This window comes from Collinsella sp. AF14-35 (assembly GCF_003464565.1).
Taxonomy (GTDB): domain Bacteria; phylum Actinomycetota; class Coriobacteriia; order Coriobacteriales; family Coriobacteriaceae; genus Collinsella.
Genome location: NZ_QRZD01000020.1, coordinates 25,193 through 42,281 on the forward strand (window position 1 = coordinate 25,193; position 17,089 = coordinate 42,281).

Below are 17,089 nucleotides of genomic sequence, written 5' to 3' on the forward strand. Positions count from 1 at the left end.
GTCGCGGCACACGCCCACGCCCGCGGGCTTATGATGGACGATAACGAGACGGAAAGGGGTCAGGTAGCATGGCCGAGGACAATAGGAACAAACCGCTGTACATGATCAGCGTGGCAGCCGAGCTGACCGGCATGCATCCGCAGACTCTGCGCGTCTACGAGTCCAAGGGCCTGGTGAACCCCCAGCGCTCGGGCGGCAACACGCGTCTGTATTCGCGTGCCGATATCGAGCGCCTGGAGCTCATCAACCAGCTGACCGATGAGGGCATCAACCTTGCCGGCGTGGTGCGCATTCTCGATATGAAGGAGCGTGCCGAGGAGCGCGAGCGCGAGAACGAGAAGCTCCGCGCCCGCGTTCGCCAGCTCGAGGACGAGCTACACGAGTACAAGATGCAGAAGAAGATCACCGCCCTGGCTCCGCGCGACGGCTCGGTTAACCCCGAACAGGTCATGCGCAAGCTACTGGGCGCCGGCGGGGATCTGTAGGTTACGCCGTTCTGCCGAACGGCGTAACGGCTCGACGCTGCGCGACGTCCAGAGCGACAATTTGTCATTCAAAAGGCAAGGCATGACCAGAAGGTCTATGCCTTGCCTTTTTCATGCCAACTTGTTCGCTCTGGACGTCGCTCGCTGCCCGTCCTCTACCTGCGGCGTTGCCTTGCTCCGGATGCGGTAGTCATTGGGAATGTTCTTAAATGACTACCCGAAAGATTGCCAACCTGGCAGTTAGGGACGTTCCTTTTGTGCCGGCACTTTGGGACATTCCTTGTCAAGAGATTGGTGCAAGATGCTCGTCCTTTACTTTACCGAGATAAAGTGAACGTGCAGATTCGTAACCCACTCGCAACCGTTCTATGGCACGATATTGAACGAATGTATGCTATGCGCCCAAATCTTTTGGGCAGAGTGGGAGACAGTATGGTCAAGCTGTACGAGGACGGCATTTACCTGCGCGGCGGCAGCGAGGTTGTGCCTGCGGCCGAGGCTGCCGAGCGCGGTATTACGCAGACGCCCGAGGATGCTAAGCGCGGCACCATCGCGTATTCGATCCTCCAGGCACACAATACGTCCGGAGATCCCGAGGCGCTCAAGATTCGCTTCGACGCTATGGCGAGCCACGACATCACCTTTGTCGGCATCATCCAGACGGCGCGCGCCTCGGGCATGGAGCAGTTTCCGCTGCCCTACGTGCTCACCAACTGCCATAACTCGCTGTGCGCCGTGGGCGGCACCATCAACGAGGACGATCACGTCTTTGGCCTTTCCGCGGCCAAGAAGTACGGCGGCATCTTCGTTCCGCCGCACATCGCCGTCATCCACTCCTTTATGCGTGAGAACTTCGCCGGCTGCGGCAAGATGATCCTGGGTTCCGACTCGCACACCCGCTATGGTGCCCTGGGTACCATGGCCGTGGGCGAGGGCGGCGGCGAGTTGGCAAAGCAGCTGCTGCGCGACACCTACGATGTCGCCTATCCCGGCGTCGTGGCCATCTACCTCACGGGCGCCCCGCGCCCCGGCGTCGGCCCGCACGATGTGGCGCTCGCCATCATTCGCGCCGTCTTTGCCAAGGGCTACGTCAAGAACAAGGTCATGGAGTTTGTGGGCCCCGGAATCGCGAGCATGACGACCGATTACCGCAACGGCGTTGACGTCATGACCACCGAGACCACCTGCCTGTCGAGCATTTGGGCCACCGACGAGGACACGCATGCGTTTTTGGCCATGCACGGCCGCGGCGACGACTACCGCGAGCTCAAGCCCGCCGATGTCGCCTACTATGACGGTTGCGTCGAGGTCGACCTGTCGAGCATCAAGCCCATGATCGCGCTGCCGTTCCATCCTTCCAATGGCTTTGAGATCGACGAGCTCAACGAGAACCTCGAGGACATCCTGCATGAGGTGGAGCTCGAGGCTGCCAAGATCGGCGAGGGCAAGACGCACTTTAGCCTGCTCGACAAGATCGTCGACGGCAAGCTGCACGTACAGCAGGGCGTTATCGCCGGCTGCTCGGGCGGCAACTACGACTCCGTGGTCCAGGCTGCCCGCGTGCTCAAGGGCGCCAACACCGGCTGCGGCGAGTTCTCGCTGTCGGTCTATCCCACAAGCCAGCCCGTGGCGCTCGAACTTACGCGCCGTGGCTATATCTATGACCTCATTGAGGCCGGTGCGATCGTGCGCACGGCGTTCTGCGGTCCGTGCTTTGGCGCTGGCGACACGCCTGCCAACAACGGCCTTTCGATCCGCCACACTACGCGCAACTTCCCCAACCGCGAGGGTTCCAAGCCGGGTAATGGCCAGCTGAGCGCCGTGGCCCTGATGGATGCTCGCTCCATTGCGGCAACGGCTGCCAACGGTGGCGTCCTGACGCCGGCGACCGACCTGCCCGAGGAGACTTGGGACGAGGCCTGCGAGTACACCTTTGACGACGCGCCGTACAAGAAGCGCGTGTACTGGGGCTTTGGCAAGGCGGAGCCTGCCGATGTGCTGGTCGAAGGCCCCAACATCAAGCCGTGGCCCGCGATGGAGCCTCTCGGCGACGATATCCTGCTCAAGGTTTGCTCCAAGATCATGGACACGGTCACTACGACCGACGAGCTCATTCCCTCGGGCGAGACGAGCTCCTTCCGCTCCAACCCGCTGGGTCTGGCCGAGTTTACGCTGAGCCGTCGCGACCCGGCGTACGTGGGTCGCAGCAAAGAGGTCGACGCTGTGGAGAAGCGTCGCGTTGCCGGCGAGTCCGCGGGCGACCTGGCCGCGCTCGATGCCGAGCTTGCCGGTGTGTTCGAGGCGCTGGCTGGTGCGGGCGTCGCGGCAGATGCCAAGGCGACCGAGTACGGTTCCATGCTCTATGCCAAGAAGCCCGGTGACGGTTCTGCCCGCGAGCAGGCCGCGAGCTGCCAGCGCGTGATCGGCGGCCTGGCCAACATCGTCCACGAATACGCCACCAAGCGCTATCGCTCCAACGTGATGAACTGGGGCATGGTGCCCTTCCAGATGGAGGCCGAGCCCAGCTTTGAGGTGGGCGACTACGTCTTTGTGCCGGGGATTCGCACTGCGCTCGATGGCGACCTAAAGGACATCGCCGCCTACGTGGTGCGCGCCGACGGTGCGGTCGAGCAGATTGAGCTCTACATTGCCGATATGACGGCCGAGGAGCGTGCCATCGTCAAGGCCGGCTGCCTGATCAACTACAACAAGTTCAAGGCCGCTGCCGAGTAACGCACTTAATTGTCCGCCCGGGGCCACCCTTTCCCGCCCGCTCACGCGCTTCGCGAGGGTCGCGTTCGGCAAAGGGTGGCCCCGGGCTACGTTTCTGCGTTCTCGTTGGGTCTTGAGGGACGCTAATAAATAGACTTGCTTGATGCCGCCTCTGTTATCGGGGCGGCTTCTTTTTGTTGAAAACCACCACAAAGGGGGCAGGCACCTTTGTGGTGGTGGGGACGAGCTCGATGCTGTTGTGATCGTTGAGCGGCATGTTAATGGGCGGCTCTACAGAATTTCATCTGGGCTGGCGGGTTTGGTTGTTTTGGGGATGCCGAGTTTGGATGACGCGAAATCGTCAACATTGTCCTTAATTCCGTCTTTGGTGTAGACAGTGACCATATAGGTGCTGTGTCCGAATTCGCCCTTGTCGCGTGTTGCCCAGGCATCCCAGTAGGCGGCCCCGTTTCGCCCTTTGATTTTTCCGACACGGCGGAGTTCTGTTCGCTTTAATTTCTGGTTGCTATAGATGGTTCGACCGGCCTCCTCGGTGAGCCCGCACTGTCCAAGCATCTTGTCGAGGACTTGGTTCATGTGGCGCTCATCGGTGTTTGGTGCGTAGTCGTAGGCGAGGGTGATGAAGTCGAGTGGCTGGTCGTCGATTAGATAGTTTAGCGTCTGAGGTCCAAGGCAGAAATAGGGGGAGCATCCGTCGATCTGACCGAGCAGTGGCAACTTTGACTGCCAACTTCCGGTGGGAATTCCATCTTCGTAAAACACGCCGCGACAGATAAAGGAGAGCGAGGTGGCACGCGAGCCGGCGTCGACCATTCCGCATAAATCGAAGGGCGAGGTGATACCAAGGGAAAAGGGCGTGATGACGATAAGGAAGAGCATCACGATGGGTATGGCGAGAATGGCGATGACGTTGCGACCGGTGGAATGAGGCGGCTTCATATGCGCTCCTCGAGACAAAGATCTGTTGAGGATAGGCAGAAATGGATATGTTCAGAGAACAATTCAAGTTTAATCTCATTGCGCGAGATGGTCGACCGTTAGCGTCGAAAACCACCACAAAGGTGCCTGTCCCCTTTGTGGTGGTGAGGAGCGCGCGGCTTCTTTTGGTAATAGTGTTAGCTGGCGGTATCATTAGTGCAGGTGGCGAAGGTTTGCATTGTGGGGTGTTTTGCCGTGAGCCGTTCTGCCCGTATTGGATTGATTGTTTTGGCGCTTGCGATTACCGTGGTTGGCGCGGGCGTTGTCGGCATGGCATTTCTACCTGCTGCGGTGACGGAGTCGGTGGTCAAGCCTGTGACTCAATCTGTCGAACTTCTGACCGGCGACGACAAGCCCGAGACCATTGCCGTTGATTTTGATGAGCAGCCGGCTGTGCTGGGTATTAGCAATTATCCGCGTATTCAGCTTGGGGCCATGCGCTATACCACGGATACAAGCCTGATCGATAGGGCGTCCGAGCTACTCAAGGGCAAAACATTTAAGCGTTGGTACGGATATGCGTCCTATCGGGCAAAAGCGAACGACATGGTTGGCGGATGCCACTCTTCCATCGAGCTGGACACTGCAAACGGCGCAAAGTTATGTGATGTCTCGTACGATCCGGGCTACGAGGGCAATGAGGGTCCGGGCATCTACATCATGGACGGCGATGTCGCCTATGTCATGGAGGGCGACCAGACCGAGCTCAACGATTTTATGGGTCAGTGTATCCAAGATGCCTATAAACAGACCTGCTTGCCTGACCCGCAGACTGCACGCGATAGTGGGTCTGCCCGTACATGGCTGTTCGAGGATGAGATGCCCTGGACCGTCGAATCGGGAAGTACGGGTTCGGCGAAGGAGTAGAGACCGCGACCACCACAAAGGTGCCTGTCCTCTTTGTGGTGGTTTTCGGTCTGTCTCGATCTGTAACATCTAGGATCAAAAATGGCTGCTAGATGTTACAGATCGAGACGGTAGCGCGCCTGGGCAGCGGCGGGCTGACATCTCAGTACCCTATCCGTAATTCACTCAGAAAATCTTATATATAGAGACTTAGATTTGTGTATAAGATCGCGTAAAGCTGGCAACAATACTTCTCGAACAACGTGAAGCCGCCCCGTAGGGCGGCCGCCCCAAGAGAGGTGATTCCATGAGAATCGATAAGCTAGCAATGACGTCGCGCGAGGCGCTGCAGACCGCCATGAGCACGGCTGCCGATGCACAGGCCGGCGCGGTGGAGCCGATCCACCTGCTGTCTGCCCTGCTCGGTGCCGGCGAGCGCAATATCTCCGTGATCATCGAGCGCATCGGTGCCGACCCGGCTCAGCTCGCACGCTCCACACAAGATGCCATCGACCATGCGCCCAAGGTGTCGGGCGAGGGTCAGCAGATGGGCCTGTCCAACGAGCTCGTTCGCGTGATCGAGAAGGCCGAGAAAAAGGCCACCAAGATGGGCGACAGCTTTGTGGTGACCGAGCATCTGCTGATGGCACTTGCCGAGGACAAGGGTGAGGCGGGTCGCGTGCTGCGTGACGCCGGCGTGACCAAGGAGCGCATCGAGCAAGTCTACGAGGAACTGCGCGGCGATGACCGCGTGACGTCTGCCGAGGACAAGACGCAGTTTGAGGCGTTGGAGCAGTACGGTCGCAACATCTGCGATCTGGCTCGCGCCGGCAAGCTCGACCCGGTCATCGGCCGTACCGACGAGATCCGTCGTACTATTCAGGTTCTGTCCCGCCGCACCAAGAACAACCCCGTGCTTATCGGCGAGCCGGGCGTCGGCAAGACGGCCATCGTCGAGGGCATTGCTCAGCGAATCGTGGCCGGCGACGTACCGAGCACCCTGCGCGACCGCGACCTCATCGAGCTCGACATGAGCGCGCTGGTCGCCGGCGCCAAGTACCGCGGCGAGTTCGAGGACCGCTTGAAGGCCGTGCTCAAGGAAGTGCAAAAATCCGAAGGCAAGGTCATCCTGTTCATCGATGAGCTCCATACCATCGTGGGCGCGGGTGCCACCGAGGGCTCCATGGACGCCGGCAACATCCTCAAACCGGCGCTCGCTCGTGGCGACCTGCACGCGATCGGCGCGACCACGCTCGACGAGTACCGCAAGTACATCGAGAAGGACGCGGCGCTCGCCCGTCGTTTCCAGACCGTGATGGTCAGCGAGCCTACCGTCGAGGACACCATTTCAATCCTGCGTGGCCTGAAGGAGAAGTACGAGATCTTCCACGGCGTGCATATCACCGATAGCGCGCTCGTGGCTGCCGCCGACCTCTCCGACCGCTACATTGCCGACCGCTTCCTGCCCGACAAGGCTATCGACCTGGTCGATGAGGCCGCGAGCCGCCTGCGCATGGAACTCGACAGCATGCCGGTCGAGATCGACGCCACCACGCGTCAGCTCACCCAGCTGCAGATCGAGGAACAGGCGCTCATGAAAGAGACCGACGACGCCTCTAAGGAGCGTTTGGAGGCTCTGCGCCAAGAGATTGCCGAAGTCCAGGAAAAGCTCAACGTGCAAAAGGCCGGCTGGCTCAACCAAAAGAACGCCATCGACCACGTGCAGGAGCTTAAGGGCCAGCTTGACGCGGCCAAGAGCGAAGAGGAGCGCGCGACGCGCAACGGCGATCTGGGCCGTGCGTCCGAGCTTCGCTATTCTGTGATCCCGGGTCTGCAGCAGCAGATTCAGGATTCCGAGGCTGCGCTCGAGGCGCAAAAGCAGCAGGACGGCGAGGGCCTCAACGAACAGGTGACCTCCGATGAGATCGCCGAGGTCGTGAGCGCCTGGACCGGTGTGCCCGTGTCCAAGATGATGCAGGGCGAGCTCGACAAGTTGAAGGGCTTGGAGGGCGAGCTGCATAAGCGCGTTATCGGTCAGGACGAGGCCGTCTCCGCTGTAGCCGCGGCCGTGCGTCGCAGCCGTGCGGGTCTCTCCGACCCAGACAAGCCCATCGGCAGCTTCTTCTTCCTGGGCCCCACCGGCGTAGGCAAGACCGAGCTCGCCAAGGCGCTGGCCGAGTGCCTGTTCGATGACGAGCGCGCGCTCGTGCGTATCGACATGTCCGAGTATATGGAGAAGTTCAGCGTCCAGCGTCTGATCGGTGCGCCCCCGGGATACGTGGGCTATGACGAGGGCGGCCAGCTCACCGAGGCCGTGCGCCGTCGTCCCTACTCCGTGATCTTGCTCGACGAGATGGAGAAGGCTCATCCGGATGTCTTTAACGTGCTGCTGCAGGTGCTCGACGACGGCCGTTTGACCGACGGTCAGGGTCGCCAAGTGTCCTTCAAGAACACGATTATCATCATGACGTCCAACGTGGGCTCCAAGGCTATCGCCGATCTGTCCGGCAAGGACGAGGAGGAGATGCGCCATCAGGTTGACGGGGCCATGGCTCAAACCTTCCGCCCCGAGTTCCTCAACCGTATCGACGATATCGTGGTGTTCCATCCGCTCGGCATGGCGCAGATCGAGAAGATCGTCGACATCCAGCTCGCCGACGTCCGCGCGCGTCTGGCCAAGGAGCGCATGACGCTTGCCATCACCCCGGCGGCCAAGCAGATGCTCGCCGTGGGCGGCCTGGACCCGGTCTTTGGCGCCCGTCCGCTCAAGCGTCTGGTTCAGCGCGAGGTCGTGGATGCCATCGCCGCCGCTATCATCGACGGCACGGTGCGCGAGGGCGATCAGGTGACAGTCGATGTCGACAAGGACGGCGGCTTTACCGTCGTGTGCGATAACACGCCGGCGGCCACCTACGAGGTCCCCGACGCCGAGTAGATTTTTGGGATATGCCTTAAAATCTACCAGCCGTCTCTAAACGCCAAGGGCGGCGGATCCATTGGGTCCGCCGCCCTTTTTCGTGCGACAATCGATGATGCCGAACGGATGCGATGTAAGGAGCTATGCAGATGAAAGACGAGATCAAGACAAGCGCGCCGGCGCCCAGGCCCACGTCCAAGCCGGCGCCCAAGCCGCGCGACCCCTACATCCGTGCCGAGAACGAGGACGATGACGGCTACGATCCCTACAGCGATCGCCGCCCCGAGCGCGAGCCCCTCTTCGAAGCTGACCCCTGGCGTTAAGTAGCTCATTTGGGACGGGGCTTTTTTAGCTACTTTGTTTTCGGCTAGAGGCGTTCATGCCTGCCCCCCTCGGCCGCTCGATATCCTCCGGGAGGGGCCACTAATAGAAAACTTGCTTATCCATTAATCAAGATACGCACAATCTTGCTCTCCTGCCAATCAAGAATCGTTATAATCTTGATTAGCAGGAGAGCAAGATTGGAGAATTATGGCATTCAACGACTTGGTGGCTCAAAAAATAAAGGACTTTGAGCAACAGGGGATTCCGCAGGTCTTTGAGCGCGACCTTGATCTGGGCAACCCGCAGGAGCCAAAGCGCGACAACATCGTATATGTGATTGTGGGCGCCCGTCGTTGTGGAAAGACGTATCGCCTGTATCAGGAGATGCGGCGGCTTCAGAGCCGGGGCGTCGAGCTTGACCGGATGCTTTACTTCAATTTTGAGGATGAGCGCTTGCGCCCGTATGAGCCATCGCTGCTGGCGGACGTGCTCGACACGTTCTATGCGCTGTATCCTGCTGCTCGAACCGAGGGCGCTTACATTTTCTTTGACGAGATCCAAGAAATTCCCGAATGGGGTGCGTTTCTGCGGCGTGTAGTCGATACGGAGAAAGCGACCGTCTATGTGACGGGATCTTCTTCTAAGATGCTGTCCTCGGAACTTAAGAGCGAGTTCAGGGGTCGTTCTCTTGTGCGAGAGCTTTTTCCGTTGAGTTTTTCGGAATACGTTCGATATAAGACGGGGAGCGTTCCCGAGCCAGATGCGACCTTTTCCCCGAGCGATGCAGCGCTGCTTCGACATCATCTGATCGGGTATCTTGAACAAGGGGGATTCATCGCGACACTTGAGCAGACGCCTGCAGACGCGATTCAGCTGCTACAGGAATATGCTTCGCGAACGGTCGCCATGGACGTCGTTGAACGTTACGACGTCAAGAACCCTCGCCTGGCATCGCTGTTCTTGACGCGGTGTATGGCATCTTCGGGACGAGAGCTGTCAGTGAACAAAGTGTACAACGAGTTCAAGAGCAGACAGATACCCGTCAGTCGTAATTCGCTCAGCGATTTACTTGAGTATTATGAGGACGCCTACCTGTTATTTTCTGTGCCGGAGTTCACGCGTTCACTGGCAAATAACATGCGGTCTGCGTCTAAGGTCTACGCTGTCGACCCTGCGATGTTTGGAGCATTCTCTCCCGCATCGGCATTGGACCAGGGCCAGAGGCTCGAGACTGCGGTGTTCAATGCGCTCAGAAGAAGGACTCCTGCGGTGCGGGTCGGTTCGGTCTGCCGCCTACTGGTCAAGGAGAAGAATAAAAGCCATGAGGTTGACTTTGTGGCTGGGGATGCACTTCTCATGCAGGCTTATAGCCTGACTCAGGTGAGTGTGGATATGGCAAGCGAGAAAACGCGCGAACGCGAAATTGCAGCCCTCGATGCCTCGATGGCCCAGTTTGATCTTGGCGAGTCGGTAATCGTTACTATGGATGAACAGGCCGATATTCCATGTGAACACGGTGTGGTACACGCTGTGCCCGCATGGAAGTGGCTCCTTGCCTGATCATCTACGGATCTGTGGGGCCAGGACCTCCTGGCCCCTTCATCACGGTTGGGGAGTACCATGATGCGCCCGGCTAGTCCTGGGCCTTGATGCTCGGCAGCAGAATCTGGGCGATGTAGTCGCATTCGAGCTTGGTGGCAGCGTCGGCCTTGCCGTCTTTGCCGACCAGCACGCTCTTGATCTGGCTGTAGGTGTAGCGGTTGCCGGTCGTAAGCTCGACAAGCTCAATGGCCGTGTCCATGGGGTAGGTTGACACGGGATTCTGGGTGCGCCCGTTGATAGTCTGGGGCACCACGTACGGATAGACGGGGCCGCTGGCATAGACGGTATAACCGTTGCCCAGGCTGACCGTGCCCAAAACCGTATCGCCCTCATCGGGCGTAAAGGTCTCGCCATCGCGCACGGCGACGAGCGTCACGAGCGGCGTATTGGCGTCGTCGCCCAGATAGATGCATAGCGTGCTGCCGTTTTGCCAAGTTGCGACCTTGCCGTACCACTCGACGGGAATATCGAGCTGGTAGAGGTCGGTTGCCTTGTGGCGAGCGTCAGCATCACGGGATGCCTGTGCCTTTTGCGCGCTCACGGCATTGACGGCGGCGTCGCGCCGCGCGGTTGCTGCCTGCTGGAGCACTTTGGCAGCCGCGGCGGAGCTCGCACCGCCCTCCTCGGCATACTTGGCGGCGGCATCGATTTGATCGTCAGTCACCGTGTCGGCCGAAGGCACCTTGAGCTTAAAGGTGGCCTGGGCACTTAAATCCTGTCCATCGCTCTTAACGGTGACCTGCGTCTTGGTGGTCGGGACGGTATAGATGGTGCCGTCGGCCGCGATGGGGGAGGCAGCGATGGAGAGCGTGTAATCGCCGGGCAGCAGTTTGATGCCGCGGCCGTGCTCGTCAACATAGAGCGTTTCGCTCACGGAGGAGCCATCAGCGTCTTGACCGCTCACCTGTACGGGAATCTTGGAGCCGGTGGAACAGTCGAGGCCCGCGGCATGCACGCCAATCTGCACTGACATCATCGTGTGGGCATTGGCGGCGACAGCGGCAGCCTGCTCTTGCTGATATCCGTTCCAGGCAGCATAGCCTGCACCGCCGGCGACGAGCGCGACGGCCACGACACCGGCGACCATCAGATTGCGGCGCTTGGGCGACATCTTGCGATGGCGAACCTCGGCTTCGTGTGCCGAGGGAACGGACGGCAGGGGAATATCGCCCATGGCGATGGTCTCGTCCACGGCTGGTGCGGAACCCAGGCCAGGAAGCTCGCGGGTCAGCGAATCCTCGGCCGGCAAGCTGTCGAGCAAGACGGTTTCCTCGCCCGTGTCGGATCCGGGCTGGTCGTCGGCCTCGCTTTCGGTGTCTTCGTGATCTGCCTCATCTTCGGCAGGCTCAACATCGTCTGCATCCTGATCATCGGACTGCGCCTCGGCTTCCGGCTCATCCTGCACATCAACGCCCGAATCGTCAAACGCAATCTCATCGAGTGAAATTCGGTCTAAGCTCTCCAAGGCCTCAGCGCAAGCTTCTGCATCTTGGGCCGCATCCTCTTGACCCATCGTCTCATCTTTCATATATCCCCCAAGCTCAATATCGGGACAACACTGTACCCAAAAACGGGAGCCCATAGAGCCGCCGTATGATTTGAAATCCGATTTTATATATGCGCATGTTTTTGAATAGATGAATAAGACGCAACGACAAAAGCCCCCGGAAAGCGAGTGAAACGCTTTCCGGGGGCTCTGCGAGACATTGGATTGAAAATCCTGGCGGGCGGGCCTATGCTCAAGTGCCAACAGCGACCAGCGCGTTACTCGGCGTGTGCGTAATCCACCTTGGCGCGGCGAGCGGTAGCCTTCTCCCAATCGCTGGTGCCCTCAAAGACATCCTGCTTGTAGGGATTGCGGCCGAGCTTCTTGGCGCGGTAGGCGATGTAGATGATCGCGGCGATGTTGGCGACCAGTGCGGCGATCGAGACCGCAGTAGCGGCGCTGGGGTCGAGCGTGGAGTGGGTCACAAAGATGGACTCCTCCTGGAAGTACGGGAACACCTGGGCAAACATGCACCAAATAGCCAGCGTAAAGGCGCGGTTCTGGATCCAGCCGCCCTTGTTCCAGATAAAGGCGGCGACGGTGGGCGCCAGCAGCAGTGCAAAGCCGCAGAACCAGGAGTGGGTGGGCAGGCAGTTGTAGGTGTAGCAGAAGTTCCAGATGTCGTAGGCGATGATGTAGACCCAGGTCATGTCGGGCCACAGCATGTCGGTCTTGTCCTCAGAGGCGTAGACACTCCACCAACCGGTCATGCAGAAGATGTTGATGATACCGGCGATGCCGTTGAACACGTTGTTCCAGCCGGCGAGCTGCGTGGCGCCCTCGGAGGTGACCCAGGTGGACTTGCCCAGGACAAAGAAGTGATAGGCGCTCTCAAAGTCGGACACGACGGCGATCATGATGTTGATGGCGACGATCACAAACGGCCACGCGCGGAACCAATGCGCCTTGCCGATCTTGCCCCACTGGTACTTAATGGCAATGAAGCCCCAGCAACCGGCCAGCGCCGCGTATACCTTGGCGTAGTGGAACCAGCTGTTCTGGTACACATGGGTGGGGTTGGTGAGCGCCCACTCGGCACCCTGTGAGACGCCGATGGCGATAGCGACGCAGTAGATGGTCATGGCCAGCGGAGCCACGCCAAAGATGATGGCCGCGCCCAGCTTGGTGCGGCGGCCGACCTCGTTGAGCACGATCAGGCCAATAAAGACCATGGCCCAGCCGGCCCAGTGGATAAGGGTATTGCTACCCCAAACATCGAACAGCATGCTGCTCTCCTTTCACAAGCCCGCGGCCCCTCTTCTGATCGCGGGCAGTTTGGCCAAATGTCGTCAGTTCTGGGGCTTGCGCTCCTGATACTTGGCGGTATAGCCCTCGATATGGAGCGTCGAGGCGATGATTTCCTTGACTGTCTCGTCGGGCACATCGGGGTGCGTGCGGATATACATCAGCAGCCCCATGATGAGGGTGTAGAACGTCTCGTAGACATGGTCGATGCGTAGCTCGTGATGGGCGACAAAATCCACCACGGTGGTATCGCAGATATACTGCGCCACGCGCTGGACCACGTTGTGCAAAAAGCCGCCGTAGAGCGCGCCGCTGCTCGAGGTGAGCGTGCTCGGCAACTCGTGGCCGCTCACGACCAGGCGCTTAAAGAGCGGAGCAACGGTGTCGAGTGCGCCTTCGATGTCGCCAACCGTGCGGCTGGCGTTCCACTGCTCGAGCTCGGCGATAAAGCCGTCGATTGCCTCGTCCATAACGGCGGTGACGGCGGCATCCATATCGGCAAAGTAGTGGTAGAACAGCGAACGCGTGCAGCCAGCCCGCTTGGTCACGGCCGATACCGAAAGATGGGACACACCAAGCTCGGCGCTCACGGCGCGCACAGCGGCGAGGATCTCGCGACGGCGCTCGTCGCCCGTCAGGCGTTTTGCCGCGCTATCGGATGCGGGGACGGCATCGACCACAGAGATATCTGCTGCGTTGTTGCCCATGTTTTGCCGCCTTTCATCCTCTTTTGCCTGACCGTTAGCCTAACAGTCTTGAATATTGTTGACGGTTCGTCAATACTATTTTTGACACAATATCAACAATGGCGGGTGAAAGGCATGGGGGCATGCCCGGCCTGCAAAAAAAGAGGGGCGCTGCGGTCTCGCCGGGCTGTGGCAAGAGAAGGGACGACTATGATTCTCAACGGACCGGGGATTAGCTATACCGAGCCCGATATCGGCGCGGAGTTCGTGCCGCCGATACCGGAGCATCCGCGCGAGGCCATCGTCAAACTGTGTGAGCACTGCACCAACCGCCTGCTGCACCGCGACGAGCTGCTGGGCTACGAGTACTGGTCGTTTGCCGAGGCCGCAACCGACGAGCAGGCCGAAGTGCTCTGCAAGATGAAGATGCGCCGTCCCTATACGCTGCCCGAGATGGTCAAGCTCACCGGCATGCCCGAAGCCGATATCGAGAAGATGCTCGACGACATGAGCTACACGGGTCTGCTCGAGTACAACTGGGAAAACCCCGAGCGCGCCAAGCAGTGGGTGCTGCCCATGCTGGTGCCGGGTTCTGCCGAGTTCCTCAACATGCGCGTGAGCCAGCTCGAGGAACACCCGGTCTATGCCAAGTTCTTTGAGCAGGCGTCCAAGGGACCGCTGTCCAAGGCCACGCCGATGGTGCCGCCCGGCGGTGCCGGCATCGGCATGCATGTCATTCCGGTCGAGAAGGCCATCGATGCCGCGAGCACCTCGGTGCCGATCGAGCATATCGAGCATTGGCTCGACAAATACGATGGCAAATATGCCGCTAGCACCTGCAGCTGCCGCGCGAGCCGTCGCGTGATGGGAGAGGGCTGCGCCGACGACCCGGCCGATTGGTGCATCGCCGTGGGCGATATGGCCGACTACGTGGTCGAGACCGACCGCGGCCATTATGTGACGCGCGAGGAGGTCTACGACATCCTGCGCCAGGCCGAGGACAACGGCTTTGTGCACCAGATCACCAACATCGACGGTGAGAACAAAATCTTCGCCATCTGCAACTGCAACGTCAACGTGTGCTACGCCCTGCGCACTTCGCAGCTGTTCAACACGCCCAACCTGTCGCGCTCAGCCTATGTCGCCAAGGTCGAGAAAGACAAGTGCGTGGCCTGCGGTCGCTGCGTTGAGGTGTGTCCGGCCGGCGCCGCCAAACTGGGCCAGAAGCTCTGCAGCAAAAAGGCCGGCGGCCGCGTGCCCGAGTATCCGCGCCAGGAGCTGCCCGATGCCACCAAGTGGGATCACACCAAGTGGTCGCCCAACTACCGCAACGACAACCGCATCGAGACGCACGAGTCTGGCACCGCGCCCTGCAAGACGGCTTGCCCCGCTCACGTTGCCGTTCAGGGCTACTTAAAGCTTGCGGCGCAGGGCCGCTGCGACGAGGCTCTGGCGCTCATCAAGCGCGAGAACCCGCTGCCCGCTATCTGCGGCCGTGTGTGCAACCGCCGCTGCGAGGATGCCTGCACCCGCGGCCGTGTGGACGCCGCCGTGGCTATCGACGAGGTCAAGAAGTTTATCGCCCAGCGCGATCTGGATGCCGCGACTCGCTATGTCCCACCTGTGGTGACCCCGACGCGTGCCGGCGGCTTCGACCAGAAGATCGCCATCATCGGCGCCGGTCCGGCCGGTCTGTCCTGCGCCTTCTATCTGGCCGAGAAGGGCTACAAGCCCGTCGTGTTCGAGAAAAACGAGCGCCCGGGCGGCATGCTCACCTACGGCATTCCCAGCTTTAAGCTGCAGAAGGATGTTATCGAGGCCGAGGTCGAGGTCATTCGCCTGATGGGTGCCGAGTTCCGCTATGGCGTGGAAGTCGGTCGCGACGTGACGCTCGACGAGCTGCGCGCGCAGGGCTTTAAGGCCTTCTACGTGGCCATTGGCTGCCAGGGCGGCCGCCTTGCCGGCATTCCGGGCGAGGATGCCGAGGATGTGACCGTGGCCGTCGACTTCCTTCGCGAGGTTAACAGCGGCAAGATCGACGCGCTGCCCGGGCGCACCATCGTGGTGGGCGGCGGCAACGTGGCCATCGACGTCGCGCGCAACGCCTGCCGTCTGGGTTCCGAGCACGTTGAGATGTTCTGCCTGGAGAGCGAGGCCCAGATGCCTGCCAGCGAGGAGGAGCGTCGCGAGGCCATTGAGGACGGCGCGCACATTAGCTGCGGCTGGGGCCCCAAGGAGATTCACCTGGACGAGGCCGGTCGTGTGTGCGGTATCACCTTCAAGCGCTGCACGCGTGTCTTTGACGACGAGGGCCGTTTTGCGCCCGAGTATGACGAGAACGACTTGCGCCGTGTCGATGCCGACCGTGTCGTCATGTCCATTGGCCAGTCCATTGTGTGGGGCGACCTGCTGGCTGGCTCCAAGGTGGAGCTCGGCCGCGGCCAGGGTGCCCTTGCCGATCCGCAGACGTACCAGACCGCCGAGCCCGACATCTTTGTGGGCGGCGACGTCTACACTGGCCCCAGCTTTGCCATCGATGCCATTGCCGCCGGTCACGAGGCCGCGGTGTCCATCCATCGCTTTGTGCAGCCGGGCTCCACGCTCACCATCGGCCGCAACCAGCGCCGCTACACCGCGCTTGACCGCGACGATGCCGTGATCGAAAGCTACGACAACGCGAGCCGCGAGGTTGCGCATGTGGACCGCGAACGCGAGAAGGCCGCGCCGTTTAGCGAGTACGTCGAGACCTTTACCGAGGAACAGGTGCGCGCCGAGACCGCTCGCTGCCTGGGCTGCGGCGCCTCGATCGTCGACCCCAACAAGTGTATTGGCTGCGGTCTGTGCACCACCAAGTGCGCGTTCGACGCCATCCATCTGGATCGCGACCGCCCCGAGTGCTCAACGATGGTCAAATACGAGCAAAAGCTCCCAAGCCTGGGCAAGTACGCGCTCAAGCGCGCCATTAAGATCAAATTCGGGAAGAAGTAATGAGGTTCCGCCGTTCTAACGAACGGCGGAACTGCCGACGCTGCGCGGCACCCAGGTACCCCATCTTGCCCCTCAACTGCGGCGCCGCGGGCAAAAGCCCAGCGGACGCCTTGTTTCGGGGCAACCTGGGGTACCTGGGCGCCGCTCGCTGACGTTGAATTGACATCGCATCGACCTCTGTCGAAAGGTTTTATCTTGCATGAATTGGGAATCGTTTACCACATCATTCGCGATGTTGAGAATGTGGCGCGCGCCAATGGCGTGCGTCGCGTTTCGAGCGTGACGTTGCTGCTGGGCGAGGTCTCGGGCGTCGTTCCCGACTTGTTGCTCGACGCTTGGCGCTGGGCGGCGGATAAAAAGCCTATCACGCAGGGCGCGGAGCTTATCGTGGAGCCCGTCGAGGCCGTGACGCATTGCGAGGCGTGCGGCTGCGACTACGCGACGGTCGAGCACGGCAAGACCTGCCCCCATTGCGGCAGCGGCGAGACATACCTGTTGCAGGGCCAGGAGGTCATGATCAAGCAGATCGAGACCCCCGACGAGGACCCGGCAGACACTGCTCCTGGCGACCTCTCCGACGCCCCCGATGCCGTCGACGCCGCCAACCCCCTCCATATCGCCTAACTTAGACATTGGGGACGTTCTTAAACGACTAGTCGTAAAAGAACGTCCCCAATGACTAGTCATTTAGAAACGTCCATTACAGTCGAAATTGTCAGCCCGGGACCGTCTCGGGCTA

Annotated in this window: 12 protein-coding genes; 8 read left to right on the forward strand and 4 right to left on the reverse strand. The window is 60.5% G+C overall.

What is annotated here, in order from left to right; all coding sequences use genetic code 11:
- Positions 1–68 precede the first annotated feature (68 nt).
- Complete coding sequence (locus tag DWW12_RS07300; RefSeq protein WP_006235210.1) at positions 69–485, forward strand: heat shock protein transcriptional repressor HspR; 417 nt, start codon at positions 69–71, stop codon at positions 483–485.
- Between the two features lie 432 nt (positions 486–917).
- Positions 918–3,218, forward strand: a complete 2,301-nt coding sequence (locus DWW12_RS07305) for a hydratase (RefSeq protein WP_117855608.1) — start codon at positions 918–920, stop codon at positions 3,216–3,218.
- Between the two features lie 270 nt (positions 3,219–3,488).
- Here the strand turns inward: DWW12_RS07305 and DWW12_RS07310 are convergent, their stop codons facing one another.
- Positions 3,489–4,157 carry a hypothetical protein gene (locus tag DWW12_RS07310; protein ID WP_117583635.1) on the reverse strand — a complete coding sequence of 223 codons (669 nt, stop codon included), beginning with the start codon at positions 4,155–4,157 and terminating at the stop codon, positions 3,489–3,491.
- Positions 4,158–4,376: 219 nt separating this feature from the next.
- On the opposite strand from DWW12_RS07310, the gene DWW12_RS07315 reads away from it, so the two are divergent.
- From DWW12_RS07315 to DWW12_RS07330, 4 genes are all read left to right on the forward strand, one after another.
- The gene (locus DWW12_RS07315) at positions 4,377–5,063 is read left to right on the forward strand and encodes a hypothetical protein (RefSeq protein WP_117855609.1); all 687 of its coding nucleotides are present in this window, start codon (positions 4,377–4,379) and stop codon (positions 5,061–5,063) included.
- A gap of 286 nt (positions 5,064–5,349) precedes the next feature.
- Positions 5,350–7,977, forward strand: a complete 2,628-nt coding sequence (clpB, locus tag DWW12_RS07320; RefSeq protein WP_117583633.1) for an ATP-dependent chaperone ClpB — start codon at positions 5,350–5,352, stop codon at positions 7,975–7,977.
- Between the two features lie 131 nt (positions 7,978–8,108).
- Positions 8,109–8,282 carry a hypothetical protein gene (locus tag DWW12_RS09945; protein ID WP_192934549.1) on the forward strand — a complete coding sequence of 58 codons (174 nt, stop codon included), beginning with the start codon at positions 8,109–8,111 and terminating at the stop codon, positions 8,280–8,282.
- A gap of 208 nt (positions 8,283–8,490) precedes the next feature.
- On the forward strand, positions 8,491–9,843 hold the full coding sequence (locus DWW12_RS07330) for an ATP-binding protein (RefSeq protein WP_117640736.1): 1,353 nt from the start codon (positions 8,491–8,493) through the stop codon (positions 9,841–9,843).
- A 73-nt stretch (positions 9,844–9,916) separates the two neighbouring features.
- Here the strand turns inward: DWW12_RS07330 and DWW12_RS07335 are convergent, their stop codons facing one another.
- The 3 genes from DWW12_RS07335 to DWW12_RS07345 all read right to left on the reverse strand — a co-directional run bounded on the left by DWW12_RS07335 (position 9,917) and on the right by DWW12_RS07345 (position 13,383).
- On the reverse strand, positions 9,917–11,398 hold the full coding sequence (locus DWW12_RS07335; RefSeq protein WP_117640737.1) for a hypothetical protein: 1,482 nt from the start codon (positions 11,396–11,398) through the stop codon (positions 9,917–9,919).
- A 251-nt stretch (positions 11,399–11,649) separates the two neighbouring features.
- The gene (locus DWW12_RS07340) at positions 11,650–12,657 is read right to left on the reverse strand and encodes a DUF5692 family protein (RefSeq protein ID WP_117640738.1); all 1,008 of its coding nucleotides are present in this window, start codon (positions 12,655–12,657) and stop codon (positions 11,650–11,652) included.
- A gap of 63 nt (positions 12,658–12,720) precedes the next feature.
- Positions 12,721–13,383 carry a TetR/AcrR family transcriptional regulator gene (locus DWW12_RS07345; protein ID WP_117583630.1) on the reverse strand — a complete coding sequence of 221 codons (663 nt, stop codon included), beginning with the start codon at positions 13,381–13,383 and terminating at the stop codon, positions 12,721–12,723.
- Between the two features lie 189 nt (positions 13,384–13,572).
- On the opposite strand from DWW12_RS07345, the gene DWW12_RS07350 reads away from it, so the two are divergent.
- The gene (locus tag DWW12_RS07350) at positions 13,573–16,350 is read left to right on the forward strand and encodes an FAD-dependent oxidoreductase (RefSeq protein WP_199570746.1); all 2,778 of its coding nucleotides are present in this window, start codon (positions 13,573–13,575) and stop codon (positions 16,348–16,350) included.
- Between the two features lie 195 nt (positions 16,351–16,545).
- Positions 16,546–16,974 carry a hydrogenase maturation nickel metallochaperone HypA gene (locus DWW12_RS07355; RefSeq protein ID WP_117564560.1) on the forward strand — a complete coding sequence of 143 codons (429 nt, stop codon included), beginning with the start codon at positions 16,546–16,548 and terminating at the stop codon, positions 16,972–16,974.
- Positions 16,975–17,089: the final 115 nt, after the last annotated feature.

Coding starts and splice junctions, on each gene's coding strand:
- DWW12_RS07300 (WP_006235210.1), top strand. CDS start 69: ATGGCCGAGGACAATAGGAACAAACCGCTGTACATGATCAGCGTGGCA.
- DWW12_RS07305 (WP_117855608.1), top strand. CDS start 918: ATGGTCAAGCTGTACGAGGACGGCATTTACCTGCGCGGCGGCAGCGAG.
- DWW12_RS07310 (WP_117583635.1), bottom strand. CDS start 4,157: ATGAAGCCGCCTCATTCCACCGGTCGCAACGTCATCGCCATTCTCGCC.
- clpB (WP_117583633.1), top strand. CDS start 5,350: ATGAGAATCGATAAGCTAGCAATGACGTCGCGCGAGGCGCTGCAGACC.
- DWW12_RS09945 (WP_192934549.1), top strand. CDS start 8,109: ATGAAAGACGAGATCAAGACAAGCGCGCCGGCGCCCAGGCCCACGTCC.
- DWW12_RS07330 (WP_117640736.1), top strand. CDS start 8,491: ATGGCATTCAACGACTTGGTGGCTCAAAAAATAAAGGACTTTGAGCAA.
- DWW12_RS07335 (WP_117640737.1), bottom strand. CDS start 11,398: ATGGGTCAAGAGGATGCGGCCCAAGATGCAGAAGCTTGCGCTGAGGCC.
- DWW12_RS07340 (WP_117640738.1), bottom strand. CDS start 12,657: ATGCTGTTCGATGTTTGGGGTAGCAATACCCTTATCCACTGGGCCGGC.
- DWW12_RS07345 (WP_117583630.1), bottom strand. CDS start 13,383: ATGGGCAACAACGCAGCAGATATCTCTGTGGTCGATGCCGTCCCCGCA.
- DWW12_RS07350 (WP_199570746.1), top strand. CDS start 13,573: ATGATTCTCAACGGACCGGGGATTAGCTATACCGAGCCCGATATCGGC.